At 63.6% G+C, this 21,715-nt stretch carries 16 protein-coding genes and 1 pseudogene; 5 read left to right on the top strand and 12 right to left on the bottom strand.

Going from position 1 to position 21,715, the window contains the following annotated elements; all coding sequences use genetic code 11:
- The 12 genes and pseudogenes from ABNS06_RS13145 to ABNS06_RS13090 all read right to left on the bottom strand — a co-directional run.
- Positions 1–192: pseudogene (locus tag ABNS06_RS13145) on the bottom strand (hypothetical protein); the annotation flags it as partial.
- The gene (gene fliF / locus ABNS06_RS13140; RefSeq protein WP_348675050.1) at positions 182–1,870 is read right to left on the bottom strand and encodes a flagellar basal-body MS-ring/collar protein FliF; all 1,689 of its coding nucleotides are present in this window, start codon (positions 1,868–1,870) and stop codon (positions 182–184) included. The gene fliF and the pseudogene ABNS06_RS13145, both read right to left, overlap by 11 nt.
- Before the next feature lie 32 nt (positions 1,871–1,902).
- Positions 1,903–2,247, bottom strand: coding sequence for a flagellar hook-basal body complex protein FliE (gene fliE, locus ABNS06_RS13135; protein ID WP_348675049.1), 345 nt, complete (start codon positions 2,245–2,247; stop codon positions 1,903–1,905).
- A gap of 121 nt (positions 2,248–2,368) precedes the next feature.
- Entirely contained in the window at positions 2,369–3,760 is a 1,392-nt protein-coding gene (locus ABNS06_RS13130; RefSeq protein WP_348675048.1) for a sigma-54 dependent transcriptional regulator, read from the bottom strand.
- A gap of 11 nt (positions 3,761–3,771) precedes the next feature.
- Entirely contained in the window at positions 3,772–4,155 is a 384-nt protein-coding gene (locus tag ABNS06_RS13125; RefSeq protein ID WP_348675047.1) for a response regulator transcription factor, read from the bottom strand.
- An 80-nt stretch (positions 4,156–4,235) separates the two neighbouring features.
- Entirely contained in the window at positions 4,236–5,591 is a 1,356-nt protein-coding gene (rpoN, locus tag ABNS06_RS13120) for an RNA polymerase factor sigma-54 (RefSeq protein WP_348675046.1), read from the bottom strand.
- 325 nt (positions 5,592–5,916) lie between these two features.
- Complete coding sequence (locus ABNS06_RS13115; protein ID WP_348675045.1) at positions 5,917–6,630, bottom strand: response regulator transcription factor; 714 nt, start codon at positions 6,628–6,630, stop codon at positions 5,917–5,919.
- Between the two features lie 221 nt (positions 6,631–6,851).
- Positions 6,852–7,151: a hypothetical protein gene (locus tag ABNS06_RS13110; protein WP_348675044.1), complete on the bottom strand. Its 300-nt coding sequence runs from the start codon at positions 7,149–7,151 to the stop codon at positions 6,852–6,854.
- Entirely contained in the window at positions 7,148–7,558 is a 411-nt protein-coding gene (gene fliS, locus ABNS06_RS13105; protein ID WP_348675043.1) for a flagellar export chaperone FliS, read from the bottom strand. The genes ABNS06_RS13110 and fliS overlap by 4 nt, the downstream gene beginning before the upstream one ends.
- Positions 7,559–7,592: 34 nt before the next feature.
- Complete coding sequence (gene fliD / locus ABNS06_RS13100; RefSeq protein ID WP_348675042.1) at positions 7,593–8,978, bottom strand: flagellar filament capping protein FliD; 1,386 nt, start codon at positions 8,976–8,978, stop codon at positions 7,593–7,595.
- A 69-nt stretch (positions 8,979–9,047) separates the two neighbouring features.
- The gene (locus ABNS06_RS13095) at positions 9,048–9,407 is read right to left on the bottom strand and encodes a flagellar protein FlaG (protein ID WP_348675041.1); all 360 of its coding nucleotides are present in this window, start codon (positions 9,405–9,407) and stop codon (positions 9,048–9,050) included.
- Between the two features lie 105 nt (positions 9,408–9,512).
- Positions 9,513–10,655, bottom strand: coding sequence for a flagellin (locus ABNS06_RS13090; protein ID WP_348675040.1), 1,143 nt, complete (start codon positions 10,653–10,655; stop codon positions 9,513–9,515).
- A 322-nt stretch (positions 10,656–10,977) separates the two neighbouring features.
- Between ABNS06_RS13090 and ABNS06_RS13085 the strand changes: the two genes are divergently transcribed.
- The 5 genes from ABNS06_RS13085 (at position 10,978) to ABNS06_RS13065 (ending at position 21,433) form a co-directional block, all read left to right on the top strand.
- Complete coding sequence (locus ABNS06_RS13085; RefSeq protein ID WP_348675039.1) at positions 10,978–14,967, top strand: response regulator; 3,990 nt, start codon at positions 10,978–10,980, stop codon at positions 14,965–14,967.
- A gap of 2 nt (positions 14,968–14,969) precedes the next feature.
- Positions 14,970–16,736: an EAL domain-containing protein gene (locus tag ABNS06_RS13080; RefSeq protein ID WP_348675051.1), complete on the top strand. Its 1,767-nt coding sequence runs from the start codon at positions 14,970–14,972 to the stop codon at positions 16,734–16,736.
- 211 nt (positions 16,737–16,947) lie between these two features.
- Entirely contained in the window at positions 16,948–17,160 is a 213-nt protein-coding gene (locus ABNS06_RS13075; RefSeq protein ID WP_348675038.1) for a cold-shock protein, read from the top strand.
- Between the two features lie 361 nt (positions 17,161–17,521).
- Positions 17,522–17,935, top strand: coding sequence for a hypothetical protein (locus ABNS06_RS13070; protein ID WP_348675037.1), 414 nt, complete (start codon positions 17,522–17,524; stop codon positions 17,933–17,935).
- A 273-nt stretch (positions 17,936–18,208) separates the two neighbouring features.
- On the top strand, positions 18,209–21,433 hold the full coding sequence (locus ABNS06_RS13065) for a helicase-related protein (RefSeq protein WP_348675036.1): 3,225 nt from the start codon (positions 18,209–18,211) through the stop codon (positions 21,431–21,433).
- Positions 21,434–21,715 lie beyond the last annotated feature (282 nt).

Raw genomic sequence — 21,715 nt, 5'->3', positions numbered from 1 at the left:
GGCCTGCTCGCGGGACACGTTCTCCAGCTTGGCCATCGCCGCGCCCAGACGCTGGACTTCCTTGGCGCCGAGATGCTTGAGGATTTCCGCCGCCTCGGCTTCACCGAGGGACATCAGCAGAATCGCCGCCTGATCGACCCGGCTCATCTCGGCCACGGCCGCGGCCTGGGGCACTGCCAGTTCAGTCGCCATCATTCACCCACTGCCGCACGACTTGCGCCACCCGTTTCGGGTCCTCGTTGACCACCTGCCGAACCGCCGAGATCTGCTGCTCATAAGGCGCGCTCAGGTCGATGGAAAACGGCTTGCTCGGGTCCGCCAGGGCTTGCTGAGCGCCCGGCGCGCGGCCGCCACCGGCGGCCTGTGACAAGGTGACCTGTGCGTCATCCTGCATACCCATCAGGCTGGCATCGGCACCGGCGCCGGCCAGCGCCATCTGCTGGCCGCCCATCATCTGCGCGGGCGAGCGCAGCAGGCTCTTGAGCATCGGCCGCACCAGCGCCATCAGGATGATGATCACCAGCAGGACGCCACCGCTCTGCCGTGCAAGGTCCTTGATCCAGGGCTGTTGCCACAGAGGCGGCGGTTCGATGGCTTCGAGTTCGCCCACCTCGTTGAGGAAAGGCGCGTTCATGACCGACACGCTATCGCCCCGCGCGGCGTTGAACCCGATCGCCTCGCGAACCAGCGCCTCGATGCGGCCCAGTCGATCCGCGTCCAGCGGCTGCATCACCACGTTGCCCTCGGCGTCGCGGCTGGGCACATGATCAACCAGCACCGCGGCGGACACCCGCTGCAGACGGCCGACGGACTCGCGCAGATAGCGCGTGGTCTTGTCCAATTCGTAGTTGCGGACTTCCTGTCGGCGCACCGCGCCCGCGGCGGCCAACTGCCCTTCGCGGGGTACCGGCGTCGTGCCCGGCAGTCCTTCGGGCTTGTTGGTCGTCGCACCCGGCACGCCGGTGGGCACGGCGCCGGCGGAGCTGTCCTCGGAGGTCTGTTCGGAGCGGATCGCGGCCTCCGGCGCGTAGCGTTCCACCGTCTCTTCCTGCACCGCGTAGTTCATGTCGGCGGTGACCTGAACGCTCAGCCTGGCCGCACCGACCATTGGCGCCAGCAACTCGCGAATGCGATCGGAAAAGGCCTGCTCCACCCGACGCGTGTGCTCGAAGTTCTTGTTGGTGATGGCCAGTTCGCTGTCCTGATCACCCGACGAAAGCAACCGCCCCGCCTGATCAACCACCGAGACGCGACCAGGTTCCAGCGAGGGCACGCCGGCGGATACCAGATGCTGGATCGCGGCGATCTGCGTGCGTTCCAGACTGCGACCGGGGAACAACTGGACGACCACCGAGGCCGTGGGCTCACGACGCTGGCGCACGAACGGCGACGGCTTCGGCACCGCCAGATGCACCCGCGCCTTGTCCACCGGTTGCAGACTGGTGATGGTGCGGCTCAGTTCGGTTTCCAGCGAATGCTGGTAGCGGGCCGATTCCATGAACTGGCTGACGCCGAGACCCGGATTTTCCTGCATGGACTCGAAGCCCACGCCGGCGCCCTGCGGCAACCCCTGGGCGGCCAGGGTCAGGCGAGCCGCCTGCACGTCGGCACCGTCGACCATCACCGCGCCGCGGGTCACGTCCATCTTGTATTCAATGCCCTGGGTCGCCAGCGAATCGGCGATGGCGGACAGGTCGCGCTCGGCCAGTCCGGTGTAGACCGGGACCAGCGCCGGCGACTGCGACCAGAAGTACACCGTCACCCCGATCGCCACGGCGGCGGCGATGCCGACCAGCAGGGTCAGCTGCCGCAGTCCCGGCACCTGGCCCAGGCGGTCGGCGAGCGTGTCTTGTGCGGCAATGTCGGTCATGGCTGCGGGTGCTCAGTCGGTGGCGCGGATCATCAGATCGGCATGTTCATGACGTCCTGGTAGGCGTTGACCATGCGATTCCGCACCTCGGTCAGCGCCGTGAAGGACACCTGGGCCCGCCCGGAGGCGAGCATGACGCGGGCCAGATCGGCCTGCGGGTCACCCATCTGGAAACGGGTCTTGAGATCGTTGGCGGTCTGCTGCGTGGCATTGACCGAATCGAGCACATCCTTAGCGGCCTCGGCGAACGAGGTTTCCGGTGCGCGGCCAACCGTGCTGATCGACTCGGCGGCCGCTGGCTGGTCCGCCAGAGCCGGCGACTGCGAACGCAGGCTACGGATCTGGGACAGCACGCTCTGAATCTCGATGTTGGACATGACTCGGGTTGTCGGTGACTGGGTCTGGGAAAACAATCCTTACCGCGACTGGGGCAAGTTCCGTTCCTTGGTGCTGCCCGCGATCGTGTCGGTTTCCGGACACGACCGCGGCATCACGGGCCTAGCGGCCCAGGTCGTACTTGCGCAGTTTTTCGACCAGCGTCGTTCGCCGCAGATGAAGCAGCTGGGCGGCATGCGCGACAACACCGTTGGACGCGTCAAGTGCTTGACGGATCAACGCCATTTCCACGCTGGCGATGTGATCGCGCAGGTCAATGCCGCTTTCCGGCAGGCTCGGCTGAGCAGCGCGGGCCGGCTGCGTCGCGGACTGGTCAGCAGCCGTCGTGCCGATGAAGGATTCGGTGACGCCGGTGTCCGCCGGCTGGTAACGGCCGGGTAGTTCTTCCATGCCGACCACCTGACCGGGATGCAGCACGGACAGCCGCTCGACCAGATTGGCGAGCTCGCGCACGTTGCCGGGCCAGGCATATTGCTGCAGCGCTCGAACGGCATCGTCGCTCAGTGCGACATCACCGCGGCCGTCAGCCTGCAACGAGGCGATCAGGTCATCGACCAGACGCGGCAGATCGGCGATCCGATCCGCCAGCCGGGGCATCTCCACCGGGAACACGTTCAACCGGTAGAACAAATCCTCGCGGAAGTCGCCGGACACGATGCGTGATTCGAGGTCGCGATGGGTCGCCGCGATGATGCGCACGTCGCATTGCCGGGTTTCGTTGCCTCCAACCCGCTCGAAGCTGCGCTCCTGCAACACGCGCAGAATCTTCACCTGCATCGGCAGGCTCATGTCGCCGATCTCGTCGAGGAACAAGGTGCCACCCTCGGCCAGCTCGAAGCGACCGCGACGCTGGGCCACGGCGCCGGTGAAGGCACCCTTTTCGTGCCCGAACAGTTCGGACTCCAGCAGGTCGGCCGGAATGGCGCCGCAGTTGACCGCGACAAAGGGCTTGTTGGCGCGGCGTGACAGTGCATGAATGCGCCGGGCCGCGACCTCCTTGCCGGTGCCGGACTCGCCGGTGATCAGCACCGTCGTATCAAACGGCGCCACCTGATCAATCATGCCGCGCACGCGCTGAATGGCCTGGGACTCGCCGGACGGCCCCAGCCGTGACAATGCCCGCTCGGCATCGGAATCCATGCGCTTGACGCTTACACGCTGCATCAGTTCGGAGAGCTGCTGGTGCCGGATCGGCATCTGCAACACCGCATGTTCGTCCGGGTGCAGCCCGTGCGGCGCCTCGGCCTGTTCGGGCAGCAGCAGAATGAATGGAAACTGGGGGTCGCGCTTGAGCCAGGCATAGAACGCATCGGCCTGGTCACCAAGATCGCCGATGACGATCGCCGCGTACTCACGGGGCCGCGTCTTCTGTGCGCGAAGCGCGTCGACGTCGGTCCAGCATTCAGGGGTGAAATCGACGAACTCGAGGACGGCGCCGACGGAACGGCCCTGCTCACGGTTGGTGTCGATGACGAGTACGCGTGATTCGCTCATGGGGTACCTCATTAGCCTCGGGCGGCTGATCCGCCCAGCTGTTGTACGACTCGGTCGACGCCTTCCATGAATTCGGCCTTGCCAATGAAATTGTCCGCGCCGGAAGCCGCCGCATGCTCGCGGTGGCCGGCGTCGTCAAAGTTGCTGACGATGACGATATGCGGCGGGTTGTCCTGCGCCTTGATCAAACGGGATGCCTGCAAACCGCCCATCCGTGGCATCGAGATATCGATCAGCAACAGGTCCGGCTTGTGGCGTTCACACAGTTCGATCGCCTCCTCGCCGGATTCGCCGAACGCGATCAGGTCGATCGCCGGATGATCCTCGAGCAACGCACCCGCCAGGGTTCGAAAGGCGCGGTGATCGTCGACGACGATCGTCCTGAATGTGTCCATGCTGTCCCCTTCGGTCGCGAATCTGTCGATGAGAGTCATCGACAATACCGCCCGGGGGGACCCGGTGCGAGGCGTCGAGTTCACGCCAGCGACTCGGCCAGCGTGGTCACCCGCTGGGCGCGAAGCTTGGCGGATGCAATGCCCAGCGCCTCGCGGTATTTGGCGACGGTGCGCCGCGCCACGGTGACACCCCGGCGCGCCAGGATGGCGGTGATATCGGCATCGCAGAAGGGTTCATCCTGGGGCTCGCCGGCCACGATCTCGCGGATCATGGCCTTGACCGCGGTCCCGGACGCGCTGCACTGCGTGCCCGAACCCACTTCGCTGGAGAAGAAGCGCTTGAGTTCGAACACGCCCAGCGGGGTCTGGATGTACTTGCTCGTGGTCACCCGGCAAATGGTGGATTCGTGCATGCCGATGTCGTCGGCGATCTGCTTCAGCGTCATCGGCCGCAGACCGGCCTCACCCTTGTCGAGAAACTCCGGCTGGCGCACGAAGATGGCCTGCACCGTCCGCAGAATGGTGTCGCGTCGCATCTCGATGCTGCGCAGGAACCACCGTGCTTCCACCAGCTGATCATTCAACGCGGCAGCATCGGAGCGATTGCACTGCCCCAGCATGCGTTCGTAAGTGGTGTTCAGGCGCAGCTGCGGATGCGCGGCACTGTTCAGGCGCACCGATACGGCGCCCCGTTCGGTGATTTCGACAATGGCGTCCGGCACGGTCAGTTCGGACGCCGAGGCGTCCAGACCCGGCTTGGGATTCAGCCGGCGGATGCAGTCAATCGCCTGGCGCAGGGCCACACGATCCACGTCCAGCGTGTCGCAAAGCCAGTCCAGTTCGGCATTGGCCAGTGCTTCGAGGTGATCGCTCACGATGCGGATGGCCAGCGGCGCGGCTTCCTCGTCGCTCAGGATCAACTGCGCCAGCAGGCACTCCCGCAGGTCCAGCGCACCGATGCCGGCGGGGTCCTGCTGCATGAATTGGGCGCGGACGCGTTCGACGTGCTCAACATCCACATCGAGCCCGGCGTCACGCAGGCCGCGGGCGATATCAGCGGGGCGCTCTTCCAGGTAGCCGGTTTCATCCAGCGCATCGAGCAGGGTCAGCGCGATTTCCAGATCCATCGGGTCGGAAAACGCGACCTGCAACTGATCCAGCAGCCGGGCGCGAACGCTACGGTCGCTGTCGCTGGGCTGACGCTCTTCAGGAATGCCGTCGCCGGCCGATGACCCCAGAATCTGGATGTCGTCGAACGATTCGGGTTCGTCGCTGGCGGCGACGTCATCGGACTCCAGCATCAGGTTGCGATCCAGCACCTCGGCGATCTCCTGCTCGAGCTCGACGGCCGACAATTGCAGGAAACGGATGGATTGGATCAGCTGCGGCGTCATCGTCGCCGAAGTTGCGATCCGTGCGCCAAGATTCTGTCTCATCAGTCGTCCTCCCGAAGCCGCCAGATCCGGTTGGCATCTGGCATGGCGTCAGTATTCCGACTGGCCGTGAACCCAACAATCGGGACGATCCCCACCCCTTGTAGGGGTTTCCCCGACACACCCCCACACACCGCTGTAGGGGTGTCGGCACGGATGACGGAAACCCGCCACAACAACCTGGCAAGGCGTTGTTTTAAAAGGGTAATCAAGAAATCCGCGTAGACGCCGACGGCGGGATTCCGGCGACGGTGAAATGACGGCTGACCGATGGCTGGTGGGGTGAACCCGGTTGAACGGTCAGGCGATCCGGCCCGACCGGTGGGGATCAGTGCTGGGTGTCGTAGTGACCCCGAACCGCGAACCGGACCAGCGCGTTGGCGGTGCTGATCCCGAGCGCCTGCATGATGCGCGCCCGATGGGTCTCGACCGTCTTGACGCTGATGTCGAGTGCGGCGGCGATCTGCTTGGTGGACTGGCCGCTGGCGAGCGCCCGCAGCACATCCCGCTGACGGGGTGTGAACAAGGGACGCCGACCGGCGTTCTCCCCGGTCTGGTCGCAACGCCGCCGCCGCGGAGTATCGAACATCGCCCGCGAGACCCGCGGGCTGACAAAAGTGTCGCCGTTCATCACCGCGCCAATGGCAACCGGCAGTTCCTCGGGGGCTGAGTCCTTCACCAGGAAACCGGCGGCACCCACGGCCATCGCCTCACGGACATACTCGGACTCGGCGTGCATGGACAGCACGAGCACCCGGGTGTTCGGAAAGCGCTTGTCGCAGTCCTTGATGATGTCGATGCCATGCATGTTGGGCATCGCGAGATCCAGCAGCAGGATGTCGGGTTCGCGCGCCTCGACCAGGGGAGCCACCTGCGCCCCGTCGCCGGTCTCACCGACCACGTCGACACCGTCGATGGACTCCACCAGCGAACGGATTCCGGCGCGAACAAGCGTGTGGTCGTCCGCCAGCAGAATGCGAACGGTACGGGGGCTCGCCTGCGAGCAAATCGCTGCGATGTCGTCGGCCTGCTGAGCTTTCACCGGTATGTCTCTTCCGGAGTACGCCGTGTTCCCTGAAGTCGCTCTGACACTAACGCAAGCCCCGAACGCAGACAACGTGGGCCTGTACAGCCTGATCGCGTCCGGACAAAAACTCCCCGCATGACCACTCCCATAGACATGCATGGATACTATCCGAAAAATTTCGCAGGGTCTGAACATCCCCTGTGGACGGGGTGATCAGGGTGACGAACGTGCGCGATTCAGTCGCGATCGGGACCGGACTGATGACTGCGATAGGCGCGGTCGGCGTCCTGGCGACGGCTGACGGTCTGCCGATGCTCCGCGAGGCGGTTGCGAACCCGTCGGGCTTCGGCTTCCAGTTCGAGATGACGATCGAGCACGGCTCGCAACGCCTGCGGCGGCACCCCGGACCACTCGACCTGACGGACGATTTCGTCGTATCGGTGCCAGGCGTCGCGACCGGCCAGGGGGTCGTTCTCGCCCAGTGCGCTCCGACAGGCGTCCTGCGCGTCCAGCACTCGTTGAGTCAGGGCGCTCACCCAACCGCCACCCGGCCAGGGACCGGCGCGATGGACGCCCAGGCGCCGCGGACTTCCTCCATCAATTCCGCCGCCTCGTCCAGCGCGCCGACATCGGCATGCAGATTGGCGTCCAGCAGGCGACGGATCACGTAGTCATAAAGACTGTCCAGCCGCTCGGCCAGACCACCTTCCACATCAAAATTGAGACTGGCCCGCAAGGCTTCGACAATGGCGATGGTGCGACTGATGCGTTCGCCCTTGCCAGCCAGATCACCGCGCTGGATACAGCCCCGCGCCAGCGCCATGCGCTCGGTGGCGCCATCCAGCAACAGCTGGATCAGGCGGTGCGGGTCCGCCCCGGTGACTCCGGTCATGACCTGGTTCTGCTGATAGGGATTGGCGCGATTCCTGGATAGATAGTTCATCGATGTCTCCGGCTACAGGAACGGTTGCCCCGCCCTAACCCGCTTCCGTCCGGGTAAAGCCCGGCAGCGAGTTCAATTGTTGACTCAGGTAGCTGCCCGTGGATTGCAGGCTGGCTACCAGTTGATCCATCGCGGCGAACTGCGCTGTCAGCCTTGACTGGAAACGCTCCATCCGTCGATCCAGGCGCTCGCCCTGTACTTCGATTTCCTCCAGCCGTGTTTCCAGGCTGTCCTCGCGTGCGTCGATCCGACCATCGTCACCGGTGAACCCGTCCAGATAGGCACCCAGCTGCGCGGCCAGACCGTCATCGCCACTGAACAGCTCGACAACGGCGTCAAGGTTGGTATCGGCCATCTCCTGCATCACTGAAGCGTCGAATTTCATGGTGCCGTCGACATCAAAGCTGATCCCGACCTCGGACAGCGAGCCGATGGTGCCGTCAAATTCCTGGGTCATCATCGAGCGCAGGGACTGTCGGGCGCCAAGCGCCAGCGGATCGCCCACCAGTGCGCCGGATGTTCCACCGGGCACCGCCAGCGACACCGATGTCAGAGTGACCTGGGCATTGTTGTAAGCCGTGACGAAAGACTGGACCGCATCGGTGACCGAACTGCGATCGCGATCCACGTTGACGACGATGTCGGCGTCCGCGTCGGGCGTTTCCGACAGCAGCGTGAACGTGAGGCCATCGACCACATCGGTGATGGTGTTGGTCGACGAGGACCGAATGAAGCCGTTGATCGAAAGCTGGCTGTCCAGCGCCTCGGAGAATTCGGTGAGATTCTCGGTCACGCCCGGGTCGTAGACCAGGTCGCTAAGCCCTTCGCCGCCCGTGTCCGGTGCGGCGGTGACGCGAATGCTGTTGGCGGCGCCGGTCGTCTCCGACTCCAGCACCAGGCGGGCCCCGTCGTCCGCGGTGATGATGGAGGCGCGAATGCCGACGTTGTCCTCGGCGTTGTTGATCGCGTCCCGAATCTCTTCCAGCGTCGCCGACTCCTGGGCGACGGTGACGGCGAACGATGCGTCTCCCAACTCCAGTGTCAGGGTGCCGTAGCCAACCTCGGTTTCGGCATCGGTGTAGGCCTGCGAGTGCAGCTTGTGCGCCGAGGCGAGCTGCACGACGCGGGCGGCGTAGGAACCGATCTGAGCCCCGGAGCTGGAACTGACCTGCAAGCTGTCTTCATCGGTCGATGACGCGGTGGTCGGCGTGAACGCATCGGCGTCCTCCAACGCCGCGGCAGCGGAACTCAGGGAGTTCATCGCCCCCCGCACCCGCCCCAACGCGGACAGCTCGGCATTGGCCGACGAGGTTCGTCGTGCCAGGGCGGTGTCCTGCGCACTGCGCTCGGCACTGACCAATTGAGAGACCAGGCCGGCGATATCCAGCCCGGATCCGATGCCTAGTGATGAAATGGACATGCACGACTCCTTTGCTCGCTGACCCGCTGAGGCAAGCGCCATGCCCCGCCACCAGCGCGATCTCTTCGGCTACGCGGAAATATCCAGCGTGTGAGGCGCTCCGCCGTGCAGCTTGCGCGCCGCCTCGACCACATCCTCGGCCGGCATCTGCTGCACAACATCGCCGGTCTCGTCATCAACGATGGATACGACCAGCAACTCCGCCTGGGCGTCGACGCGAAACCGCAGGCTGGTATTGGCCCCGATCATCGCCTCGTTGAGCTTGTCCACCGCCTGGTGCGTTGCCCGCTCCGAAACCGCCGGGCGTTCGCTGCGCTGCGTCGAACCGGGCACTGGCCGGCTCTCCTTCCTCGCAATGTAGGGCAGCGGAGGCTCGGGCCGTTCCCGGAGCGCGTCGGTGATCGGGTTGATTCGAATCTCGTCGCTCATCACCTCAACTCCGTTCGTGAAGAAAGTTTCACCCTCTTGCAACCAAAACGGGGCCAGGTACCAAAGGCGACCTGACCCCGCTCATTCATCCTCTTGTGGGGAGGACTAGCCCAGCAGGCTGAGGACGCTCTGCGGTGCCGAGTTGGCCTGGGACAGCATCGCCGTACCGGCCTGCTGCAGGATCTGGCCGCGGGTCAGCGCCGCCGTTTCCTTCGCGAAGTCGGCATCCTGGATGCGGCTGCGCGAGGCGCTCAGGTTTTCGGACTGCACCTGGACGGAGGTGACCACCGATTCGAAGCGGCTCTGCACGGCACCCAGTGAAGCGCGAGCGGTATTGACCGTGTCCAGCGCGCTGTCGACGAGCTGGATACCCAGCTGCGCACCGGCGTAGCTGCTGACGTCCAGCGTGTCGATCCCGGTCGAGGTCGAGGCCGTACCCAGCGAGGCGTTCGCCCAGCCGGCAACCGTGGCGTCATCGACCGTACCGGCCAGGGTGATCGCCGCGTCGCTGATCAGCGTGATCTGCCCGGTGGCGCTGTCGTACGAGGCACCCACGTTGGTCTGCTGGGACACTTCGTTGATCGCATCCACCAGCTGACCGGCACGTTCGGCAGCGCTGCTCGCACTGGAGATGGCACCGATGTCCACACCGTTGATGGTGACGCCACCGGCAGCGATCGCGGTCCCGAATCCGGTCATGCCGGAGGCGGCCACGGAGACGCTGGCCTGAGTCACGGAACCCATCGCGGCCGTGTTGGCATCGACGATGGACGACACGGTGATCGTCTCACCGGCGTTGGCACCGACCTGGAAGCTGGCACCCGAGAAGGAACCGTCCAGCACGTTCACACCGTTAAAGGTCGTGGTGTCGGCCACGCGGTTGATCTCGGACAGCAACTGGCTGACTTCGGTCTGCAGCGCGGCGCGGTCGGTATTGTTGTTCGTCGCGTTGGACGACTGCACCGCCAGCTCACGAATCCGCTGCAGGTTGTTGGTCACTTCGCCCAGCGCGCCTTCCGCCGTTTGCGCCAGCGAAATGCCGTCGTTGGCGTTGCGGGCCGCCTGATCCAGACCGCGGATCTGGGCGGTGAAGCGCTCCGAAATCGCGAGGCCGGCCGCATCGTCCTTCGCGCTGTTGATGCGAAGACCGGTGGACAGACGCTGCATCGACTCGGCGAGCATGCCCTGAGAGTTGTTGAGGTTGCGCTGAGCATTCAGCGACATCACGTTGGTGTTGATCACTTGCATGGCTAAAAACTCCTGGTCCGTTTAGGTTGCGACGCCGGCGGCGCCTGGTGCTCAGCGGAGCGTTCCAACCTGGACGTCTCGCCGATACAGCCCGGTTATCGGACCCGCCATGGAGAACTTTAGAAATTTTCTCCTCGCATCGACGTGGTACCGACGAATCAACTGGTCATCGACAGTTTCCGATCCAGCTTGCGCAATGGCCGCGAACCCGGTGAACCCCGCGCACCGACGGGAATGCCGCCAACGCGGGAAGACCGGATGACGCGTCGACGAAACCATGCGAAGTTTGCCGGCCCGATCTCGCGTGGACCCCGACGCCTCGATGCAACGGCGACCGATCCGCAATCTGCTGCTGAGCCTGCTGACGCTACTGTCGCTGGGCCTTGGCCTGGTTGTGCTGACCAGCCTGCGCAGCTTCGACAGCACGCTGACCCGGGAGATACTGGCGGGGCTGCTCGCCGCCGGAATCGCTTGCGGCCTGGTGCTCGGCCGACTGATCTGGCGGCAAAGCCGGGAAGTCAGCCTGCTCGAGCAGACCGGCGAACGGCATCTCCAGATGCTGGAAGCCATGCCGGATGCCCTGCTGGTCGTGGACAAGACCAGCGATCGCGTGATCAACGCCAACCAACGCTGCCACGGACTATTCGATCGCGACCCGGATGCCATCAAGGGGTTGCCGATCCACGACCTACTGCCCTCGCTGGAACTGAGTGACGCGCCGAATCACGCGGACGTCGGGTTGCTGGAGACCGAGATTCTGCGACCGGACGGACAGCGGATTCCGGTCGACATCGGCGTCAGTACGCTGGTCGCACCGCCATCGAACACACCACAGACGATTCTGAGCCTGCGCGACGCGCGCAGCCGGATCGCCGCGGAAACCGCGCGAGCCGACGCCGAACAGCGAACCCGGCAGATCATCCAGGCCGTACCTGGCGTCGTGTATCGCTGTGCGATGGACGAGTACTGGACCATGGCGTACATCTCCGAGCAGGTCGAGGCACTGACCGGTTACGCGCCGCAGGACTTCATCAACAACAAGCGAACCTCGTTCGGCGAACTGATTCATCCGGAAGACGCCCCGGGTCTGGCGACGCAGGTCGAGGCAGCGGCGCGGGCCAACCGGCCCTGGCTGATTGAATACCGCGTGCACCACCGCGACGGCACCCTGCGCTGGGTCATGGAGCATGGCAGCGCGGAGCGGGCACCGGACGGCAACGTTGCGTGGCTGGACGGCGTGATGATGGACGTCACCGATCTGAAGACCGCGGAGCGGTCCGCCGAGGAAAGCCGGCGGCGTCTCGCCGAGATCACCGAAAACCTGCCCGGCGTCACCTGGCGGGCCGAAATGGACCGGGAAACCCGGCAGATCCGCTTCACCCATCTGGCCGGCCGACTGAACGACAGCTACGTCGAACTCGATCTCCGCCGCATCCGTGACGACCCCGCCGGCGCGCTGGAGCTCATCCACCCCGATGACCGTGACCGGTACGAGAAGAAGGTCAGGGACGCCATCGAACACGATCGGTACGTATGCGAGTACCGCCGCCTGCGAGTCGATGGCGGCTGGGGCTGGGTCCGCGATACCGGCTCGGTCTACGACGCACCCGAAGGCCGCAATCGGGTCGCCGTGGGACACACGATCGATATCGACGAAGAGCGCAGGCTGACCCACGAACTCGAGGTCGCCAGAACGGAAGCGGAGGCCCATGCCGAGCGGCTCAGCCGGCTGACCGACAACCTGCCGGGGGTGGTCTGGGAAGTGCACGCGACCCCGCCCGACTATGAACTCCGTTTCACCTATGTCAGCGAGACGCCGCAAATCGCCATCGGCCTGACGCCGAAGGATTTCTACGCAAGCTTTGACCGGATGATGGGCTTCGTGCATCCGGACGACAGGGCCCTGATGATCGAGGAGTTCGCGCGCGTCCGTCACGCCAGGAGCGAAGCGGATCTGACGGCGTCGTTCCAGCATCGCATGCGCACGCCGACTGGACAGTATGTGTGGCGCAGCACGTCCTACCGCGGTGTCTTCGGCGAAGACGGCAGCCGCACGGTCTACGGCCTGACCATCGACGTGCACCGGGAGAAGATGCTGGAGCAGGAACTGCGACTGGCCCGCGAGGACGCCGACCGGGCCAACGCGGCCAAGAGCGAATTTCTGGCCAACATGAGCCACGAGATCCGGACGCCGATGAATGCCATCGTGGGCATGTCGCATCTGATGCGCGGCACCGACATGACACGGCAGCAGGCGCGCTATCTGTCGCAGATCGACTCGGCGGCCCAAACGCTGCTGCGCCTGCTCAACGACATCCTCGACCTGTCCAAGATCGAGGCAGGTCATCTGGGCGTCGAGGCCGTGCCATTCGAACTGTCCATGCTGATCGATGACCTCGGCAACCTGATGGGTGAAGGCGGTCGCGAGAAACAGCTGGAACTGTCGATCCGGCTGGCGGACGATTGCCCTGAGCGACTGGTCGGCGACCCGCTGCGCATCGGTCAGGTGCTGACCAATCTGGCGAGCAATGCCATCAAGTTCACCCCCAACGGCGGCGAGATCGATGTCGCCATCGACACCGTTCGGAGTGATTCGCACCGGGTGCGCCTGCGCTTCACGGTGACCGACACCGGAATCGGGCTGACCGCCGAACAGCAGGCCCGGGTGTTCGATGCCTTCGAACAGGCGGACGCGACGACCACCCGTCGTTTCGGGGGCACCGGCCTGGGCCTCGCCATTGCCCGGCGACTGGTCACGCTGATGGGCGGGGAAATCGGTGTCAGCAGTTCACCGGGCGCCGGCAGTCGCTTCTGGTTCGAGCTGGATCTGGAAAGGGACCGCGCCGGGCAGACCGTGGCGGCGGACCTGAGCGGCCGGCGCGCGATCGTCGTCGACGACCACACCACCACCTGCGAAGTGGTCATCGGCATGCTCGCGCGGCTAGGCATTGGCGCCGTCGCCGAGTTCGCGGGCCTGCCCGCGCTCGCCCGGATGGAACGGGCCAGGCAGGCTGGTGAACCCTACGACATCCTGATCGTCGACTGGCGCATGCCGGATCTGTCAGGCGCCGAGCTGGTGCGCAAAGTGCGTGAAGCACCGGCCCGTTACGGTCAGCCCCACATCGTGATGATGACCGGCTACGGTGCCGAGCACAGCCTGCCTGGCGTATCCGAGCTGCGGCTGGACGGGTTCCTGGTCAAGCCGGTCAGCCCCGGCCGGTTGCTGGAAGCCATCACCCCCGGCAGCGACGGCGTGCGCGAATCCTCGGCGGGTGAGCCCGGATATCCGTTCAACCTGACCGGCCTGCATGTGCTCGTCGTCGAAGACAACGCCATCAACCAGGAGATCGCCGCCACGATCATCCGCCAGGCCGGCGCCACCGTCTCGCTGGCCGACCACGGCGCAGAGGCGCTGCAGCGGCTGCGCGCCGACGGCGGCATCGATCTGGTGCTGATGGATTGTCAGATGCCGGTGATGGACGGCTTCGAAGCCACCCGGCGGATCCGCCAGCTGGACGTCCATGCCGACATCCCCATCGTCGCGATGACCGCGAACGCCATGGAAGGCGACCGGCAACGCTGCCTGGACGCAGGCATGGATGACTACCTTGCCAAGCCGATCGAGCCGGACGCGCTGCTCGAGATCGTGGCCCGGCATGTGGGACGTGAGGCGCCGCCGGCGCACGCGGACAACGGCGGCGGCACCACGCCCCTGCCGACACTGACCGGTTTCGCGCTGGACGACGCGTTGCGCCGTCTGGACGGCAACCAGACCATGCTGCGGCACCTGCTGGAGCGTTTCCGGACGGATCACTGCGACGCCGCCGACGCGATCCGCCAAACACTGGCCGCGGGCGACCCCGACCGGGCCGGACTGCTCGCGCATTCCCTCAAGGGCGCCGCCGGCAGCCTGGGCGCTTATCGCATTGCCGACCAGGCGCAAGCCATCGAGAACACGATCGAATCCGCCGGGGATCCGGCACCGCTGCTCGCCACGCTGGAAACCGAACTCGAGCAGGCCCGCCATGCGCTGGTGTTGCTGGAGGCCGAGGCGCCCCCGCCCTCCGCCGAGCTGCCAGCCGTCCAGATCGAACGACAATGGCGCCGACTTGCGCAGTTGCTCCGCGAGAACGACACTCGTGCCGTCGATCTGGCAGCGACCTTGAAGCAGCAGGTTCCGCAACCAATGCAACAGGCGATCGCCGACGTGACCCAGCGCATCGAGGCTTACGACTTCGCCGGCGCGGGAACGGCCATGGAACGGATTGACCTGGATGCACTGCTCACCGGGAGGGAGGAAAACAGCACGTGACGATGACGTCTTCGGTCGATCCGCCGACCGTGCTGGTCGTGGATGACACACCGAGCAACATCGACATGTTGCGATCGGTGCTGGCGGGCAGCTATCGCGTCAAGGCGGCGACCTCCGGGCGACGCGCCCTGGAAATCATCGACGAGGCTCCGCCCGACCTGATCCTGCTCGACGTGGTGATGCCCGACATGGACGGCTACGCGGTGTGCCGCCGGTTGAAGTCGGACATGAAGACCGCGCGGATTCCGATCATATTCGTCACCGCCCGCAACGAGGCCAGAGACGAGGAACTTGGTTTTTCCATCGGTGGCGCGGACTATGTCACCAAGCCCTTCGAACCGACCGTCGTGCGGGCGCGCGTCGCGACGCATCTGGCCCTTTACGACCAGACGCGACTGCTCCAGCAACTGGTGGACGAGCGCACCAGCCAGCTGCGCCACGAGATGGATCAGCGTGAGGACGCCATCGCACGCATCCGCTATCTGCACGAGTACGACAACCTGACCGGGCTGGCGAACCGCAGCCTGCTGCTGCAGCGCATCAGCATGGCGCTGGAGACCCACCCCGAACAGGTCGCGGTGGCCGTGTTCGATGTCGACCGGTTCTCCGCGATCAACGATGCACTGGGCACGCGGCTCGGCGACGTCCTGCTGCAGCAGATCGCCGGCGCGCTGCGCGGCGCGGCCGGTGGCACCGCGTTCATTGGACGGCTTGGCGGCGACAGTTTCGGCGTGCTGCTGACCATGGACAGCCGCGTTGTCGACCGCCTGCATCTGATCAATGAGCAAATCGATCGCCTGCTGGACGCCATCGTCCGCCCCTACAACCTGGAAGGGGAACGCATTCAGTTGCAGGTCAGCGGCGGCGTCGCGATTCATCCCAAGGATGGAGACACCGCGGAACTGCTGATCAAGAGCGCCGATGCGGCCATGCACGCGGCCAAGGAATCCACGCTCACCGCCTACATGTTCTATGACGCCGAGATGAACTCGGCCTCACGCGAACTGCTGACACTGGAGAGCGAACTGCGCGACGCGATTCGCGATGGCTCCATCGTGCCGTGGTACCAGCCGAAGTTCGATCTCAAGTCCCGTACGCTGGTTGGCGCCGAGGGGCTTGCGCGCTGGATCCGGCATGACGGACGTGACGTCGGGCCGTCCGTGTTCGTACCGCTGTCCGAAAAAACCGGCCTGTACAAGGCGCTGAACCAGCGACTGGTGCATGACATCTGCGTCCAGGCCCGGGAGTGGGCGAATGTCTACGGGGATCGGCTGAAGCTCGCGGTCAATGTCTCCGCCGCGGAATTCCAGTACCCGGGATTCGTCGCCGACATGCTCAGCATCGTGCGGGACACCGGCGTGGATCCGCGCATGATCGAGATCGAAATCACCGAGCACGCGGTGATCGCCGACCCGGTCGCGGCCGCGGACAAGATCCGGTTGCTCGGCGGCCACGGCTTTACCACGGCGCTCGACGACTTCGGCGTCGGCTATTCGTCGCTGTCCTATATCCGGCAATTGCCGATTCACACCCTGAAGATCGACCACTCGTTCATGGGAGGAGTGGGCGAGGATGAACGCGCGGACGCTGTCGCAGCGACGATCCTCACCCTGTCGAACCGACTCGGGTTGACCAGTGTCGGCGAAGGTGTCGAGCACGAGCATCAAATGAAGTTTCTCGCCGCCAACGGCTGCACCCTGGTCCAGGGATTTCTGTTCGCCGGTGCGATGCCGTCCGCCGATTTCGAGCAACGCGTCCTGCGCCGCTGAAGCGCTGCGGTCCCACCCGACACCGCGCAACGCCCGAACAGATGCCGTATCATCGCGCTGCTGCCCAAGTCATCAGGCTGTTCCGGTGACCCCGTCGCCGCGGATGCGGCGCTTCGCGATGCACCCGTTAGCTTTCTTGATTGTCGTGCAGTCGGCATGCGTCGACGCGTGCCGCAAATTGTTTGTTGTTGAGTTTTGTTAGGAAAGTTTCATGAGTGAAAAGCAGACCGGAACCGTCAAGTGGTTCAATGATTCCAAAGGCTACGGCTTTATCGCCCCCGCCAATGGTGGTGAAGACCTGTTCGCCCATTTCAAGGAAATCCAGGGTTCCGGCTTCAAGACCCTGGCCGAAGGCCAGCAGGTCGAATTTGTCGCGAGCCGGGGCGCCAAGGGGATGCAGGCGACACAGATCCAGCCCCTGTAAAAACGGCCGCCCCGTCCTGAGACGGGAAGCCTGAACAGAAAGCCGCGCCGATGCATATCGTCGCGGCTTTCTTGTATCCGAAGCGGTCCGGTTCACGGTCGTCAGGCCGGGGATGAATCACCGCTCGGGAATGAGTAGTCTTGACACAAGTCATCGGAAGATCGCGGGGACGACCTTCTCGAGGCCATGACCAGACTCGTGGCACCATCGAGTTTCGATTGCGTCAGGTGCGGATTCCGGACACTCATCCAATCAGAGGTTGGTCAATGCCTGTTGCGCCACTAGCAACCCGGTCCATACCGTCATGCCGAGCGACTCCCCCGCTGGGTGAACGGGGCTCCATCCGGCGAAGCCTGGCGGCATGACACTGCCGACCCACTTGACGGAGGGATGGAACTTCTCCGATCAGATCGAGTTCGACCGGATCATGAACACGCTCACGATCACCGGCCAGTACCGTGGGCGGCCGCATCGTTTCAGGTTTTTCGTGGCGGGTGTCCAGGGCTTTCTGGACATGCATCAGCACCCCGTCGAAGACACGATGGCGGCGATGCGCCATCAGTTCGAACTGTTCACCCACCTGGCCGTCATCGCGTTCAAGGACGTTTACGGCGAACGCAACAGTCGAGGCTACTTCATCACTCAGGTGATGCTGGAGCGTCTGGCCGAACGCTATCTGGGGAGAGCGCCCTCCGCTCAGGACGACTCCAACGATCAGGACCAGACGCACACCGGCGACACCGCGCGTCCTGGCAACAAACGTTATCGTCGATAACCGACGGGCCCGCGGCATCCCCAGACCGCGCCTAACAGGTGCCGCTTACCGACACGGGCCGATGCGCCTGTTTCCACAATGGTTTTAGACAACGCGGGCGCGGCAACGCTAACGGCGTTTTTAGCAATACACTGTCGCCGTCTCATCTCATTCTCTCAGTCCAGCAGCAACCGATCCTCTCAAACAAAACAGGCGCGGCCCGGATTCCAACTTGCGAGCCTTCCCGCAAGCTGCCAAATTTTTAGGTAGTGCGTATTCAGAGACAGGTTGCCCATGATTGTCGACAATCGCGGAGATAACACCGTTGCCCGGACAATCCTGTCCCAACTGGAAGCCGCTCACCACATCGACCTGCTGCCGCATGATCTTTCGCTGGGGGGCGTTTCAAAACTGCTGGACGCACTGTCACAGTGCTCGTCGAGCCGGTTATTGCTACCTCGTCCCATCAAGGCCATCAGCGCCGACGGACAAGCCGACCCTGACCTATTCGGCTCCGAACTCGACCGGCCGTTCCGCCAGGCACTGACGCAAGCTGCGACTGCCGTGACGTTTTCACGGTGGCTGCGACGATCCGTGCAAGTCCGTGCAGCCAAACAAGCCGGGCGCATCAACTATTCGATCTTCAGTGCAATGGACGCAGCCGACCCCAATCGTGCCTTTCTGCTCCACGGCACCATTCGCCTAACACTTCCCGGCCTCGGCATGGCTAGCGTCACGACACATGACCTCGCGACCGTGCACCAAGGAGTAGCAGCGGCAAACCTTGCAGTCCACTTCTCCGAAATATGGGACAGCGATGACACACAAGATGCCAAAGCCGAACTTCTGGCGGCACTCAAGCCATATCACGAACCACGCAGCCCGGAATTCATCTACTTCTTCACGCTCTACCATCTGCTGGGCGACATTCTCGACAGCCGAGCGGATGCCGGAATCGTCAAGAAGCGCACCGGCATTCTCGACACACTCATCTGGAACAAGCTCTATCGTTTTCAGCGAGATGCCGTACTGGGCGCCATCGGAAAACTGGAGCGATACAACGGGTGCATCCTGGCTGACAGCGTCGGGCTGGGGAAAACCTTCGAAGCACTGGCAGTCATCAAGTATCACGAACTGAGGAATGATCGCGTTCTGGTGCTATGCCCAAAGAAACTGCGTGACAACTGGACCGTCTACACACTCAACGATCGCCGCAACCCGCTGATCGATGACCGTTTCGGTTTCGATGTACTGAACCACACGGATTTGTCACGGACACAGGGGCAGTCCGGCGAAATCAACCTGGAGACCCTCAATTGGGGCAACTACGACCTTGTTGTCATTGATGAATCCCATAATTTCAGAAATGGTACGTCGACCACCCCGAACTCGAACGTTTCCCGCTATGGGCGACTGATGGAGGACATCATTCGCAGCGGCGTCAAGACTCGCGTGCTGATGCTATCTGCCACTCCGGTCAACAATCGCATGAACGACCTGAAAAACCAGGTCGCATTCATCACCGAGGGCGAGGATGACGCGTTTGTCGACCACACCATCCCCAGCATTCAGGAAACCCTGCGCAAGGCTCAGAGCCGATTCAATCAGTGGCTGGACCAGAATCCGGCACAGCGGACGACGGATTCCCTGCTCGATGCGATGGCCGTGGACGGCATGGGGTATTTCAAGTTGCTCGACATGCTCACGATCGCCCGGTCACGCAAACATATCGAACGCTACTACCCGAACAATGAGATCGGTCGCTTTCCCACCCGCCTCACACCGGCCAACATCAAATGCGATTTCGATTTGCAGAACCATTTTCCACCGCTGGTCGAGATCAACCGTGCTATTCGCCACCTGCATCTTTCCGCCTACGCCCCGCTGAAATACGTACGCCCGGACAAACGTGAGGAGTACGACACACGCTACAGCCAGGTCGCGGGTGGCTCTGTCTTCCGGCAGATCGACCGTGAAGCAAGTCTGATCCACCTGATGCGCGTCAACCTGCTCAAGCGTCTGGAAAGTTCGGTTCACGCCTTCGCCCGCACAGCGTCCGAATTGTTGACCAAGGTGGAAGAGCTGATTGAACGGCTGGATGCCTTCGATGAACTGCCTGTCGAAGAACTGTCGATTACCGATACCGAAATCGACGACGCCGAACTGGCACCGTTTCTCACCGGAAACAAGATCAAGGTCCTGATCGCCGATATGGACCAGCGGCGATGGCGTCAGGATCTCGAGGAGGATCGCGACGCCCTGAAGGGCCTGCTGGACCAGGCGCTGCGCATCACCCCTGAGCGTGACGCCAAGCTTGCAAGATTGCGCGAAGTCATCGACGAGAAGCTGCGCTCCCCCATCAACGCCGGCAACAACAAGCTGCTGGTGTTCACCGCATCTGCGAATACCGCCGAATACCTATACCGAAACCTGGCGCAGTGGTTCGTCGAACAACATGGGCTAAACGCCGCCCTGGTCCAGGGCGGTGGTGCCAATCGCAGCACCATCCCGTCAACGGGTAGCGATCTGCATCGCATCCTGGCGGCATTCTCACCCCGTTCCAAACAACGCCATCGGGCGGAAGACGAGGCAGCCGAACCCGAAATCGATCTGTTGATCGCCACCGACTGCATTTCAGAAGGCCAAAACCTTCAGGACTGCGATACGGTGGTGAACTACGACATTCACTGGAACCCGGTTCGCATCATCCAGCGTTTCGGGCGTGTTGACCGCCTCGGCTCCACCAACTCCCGAATCCAACTGGTCAATTTCTGGCCAAACATGGAACTGGACGAATACATCAACCTGGAAGCGCGTGTCGCGGGACGCATGGTATTGCTCGATATCTCCGCCACAGGCGAGGAAAACATCATTGAGCAGACCGAGCAGCAGGGCATGAAAGACCTGGAATACCGCCGCCGGCAACTCCATCAGCTACAGGATGCCGTGGTCGATCTCGAGGACATGGCGGGCGGGCTTTCGATCACCGACCTAACCCTGAATGACTTTCGTATCGATCTGGAGAACTTCATCGACGAATGTCCCGATGCCTTGGCGAACGCGCCACTGGGCCTCCACGCCTGCCGCAGCACCGCTGATGCAGATGAAGTGTCCCCCGGTGCAATCTTCTGTCTTCGCTACGTGGGCGAAGACACCCACGCCGATGCCGTGCACTACGCCCTATCACCTCATTATCTCGTCCAGGTCAGCGACGATGGCACCGTCGAGCTGGATCATATGAAGGTCAAGCATTGCCTGGACCGCCTCAAAGGCATGAGCCTGACCCAATCACGCCCCGACGGTTCCGCAACCGCGGCATTCAATCAACGCACCAACGATGGCAACGACATGAGTCACTATTGCCAACTGCTGGATGCCGCCGCCCAGGCAATCCTCGGGACTCAACAGCAGCAAGGCCTGCGAAGCTTGTTCACACGCGGTGGGACGCGATTGCGCAATGAATCCAGTCGCGCCGTGGACAATTTCGAGGTGGTCTGCGCGCTCTACTTGACGCCCTAGGGAAGCACTGATTTATTCGCGCCACCAAGACGGAGCCGGTTTTCGCGCAAGCCCAGGCGGAGTGAGCGCGATTTGGTCATTCCAAATGAGCGAGCGACAACGCAGGACTGCAGGAAAACCGGCCCGTTCCATACGGATTGCGCCTGAAAACAGGCCATGCGGCGTTACTCATCGTTCATTTGGAATGACCAAACTTCGCTCCTCGCGCCTTGCCTGGCCTGTTTTCTGGCAGCAACTTGGCGGTGCGAATAAATCAGTTCTTCCCTAGCTTCATGTCACCCG

It is taken from the genome of uncultured Abyssibacter sp. (assembly GCF_964000955.1).
Taxonomy (GTDB): domain Bacteria; phylum Pseudomonadota; class Gammaproteobacteria; order Nevskiales; family OUC007; genus Abyssibacter.
The sequence above is the reverse complement of the archived record's forward strand: the minus strand, read 5'-3'. Positions and strand labels throughout refer to the sequence as shown.

Excerpts from the sequence above, each read along its gene's own strand:
- ABNS06_RS13090 (WP_348675040.1), bottom strand. The coding sequence starts at position 10,655 with ATGCAAGTGATCAACACCAACGTGATGTCGCTGAATGCTCAGCGCAAC.
- ABNS06_RS13085 (WP_348675039.1), top strand. The coding sequence starts at position 10,978 with ATGCAACGGCGACCGATCCGCAATCTGCTGCTGAGCCTGCTGACGCTA.
- fliF (WP_348675050.1), bottom strand. The coding sequence starts at position 1,870 with ATGACCGACATTGCCGCACAAGACACGCTCGCCGACCGCCTGGGCCAG.
- ABNS06_RS13125 (WP_348675047.1), bottom strand. The coding sequence starts at position 4,155 with ATGGACACATTCAGGACGATCGTCGTCGACGATCACCGCGCCTTTCGA.
- ABNS06_RS13130 (WP_348675048.1), bottom strand. The coding sequence starts at position 3,760 with ATGAGCGAATCACGCGTACTCGTCATCGACACCAACCGTGAGCAGGGC.
- rpoN (WP_348675046.1), bottom strand. The coding sequence starts at position 5,591 with ATGAGACAGAATCTTGGCGCACGGATCGCAACTTCGGCGACGATGACG.
- ABNS06_RS13075 (WP_348675038.1), top strand. The coding sequence starts at position 16,948 with ATGAGTGAAAAGCAGACCGGAACCGTCAAGTGGTTCAATGATTCCAAA.
- ABNS06_RS13070 (WP_348675037.1), top strand. The coding sequence starts at position 17,522 with ATGACACTGCCGACCCACTTGACGGAGGGATGGAACTTCTCCGATCAG.
- fliE (WP_348675049.1), bottom strand. The coding sequence starts at position 2,247 with ATGTCCAACATCGAGATTCAGAGCGTGCTGTCCCAGATCCGTAGCCTG.
- ABNS06_RS13095 (WP_348675041.1), bottom strand. The coding sequence starts at position 9,407 with ATGAGCGACGAGATTCGAATCAACCCGATCACCGACGCGCTCCGGGAA.
- ABNS06_RS13080 (WP_348675051.1), top strand. The coding sequence starts at position 14,970 with ATGACGTCTTCGGTCGATCCGCCGACCGTGCTGGTCGTGGATGACACA.
- fliS (WP_348675043.1), bottom strand. The coding sequence starts at position 7,558 with ATGAACTATCTATCCAGGAATCGCGCCAATCCCTATCAGCAGAACCAG.
- ABNS06_RS13065 (WP_348675036.1), top strand. The coding sequence starts at position 18,209 with ATGATTGTCGACAATCGCGGAGATAACACCGTTGCCCGGACAATCCTG.
- fliD (WP_348675042.1), bottom strand. The coding sequence starts at position 8,978 with ATGTCCATTTCATCACTAGGCATCGGATCCGGGCTGGATATCGCCGGC.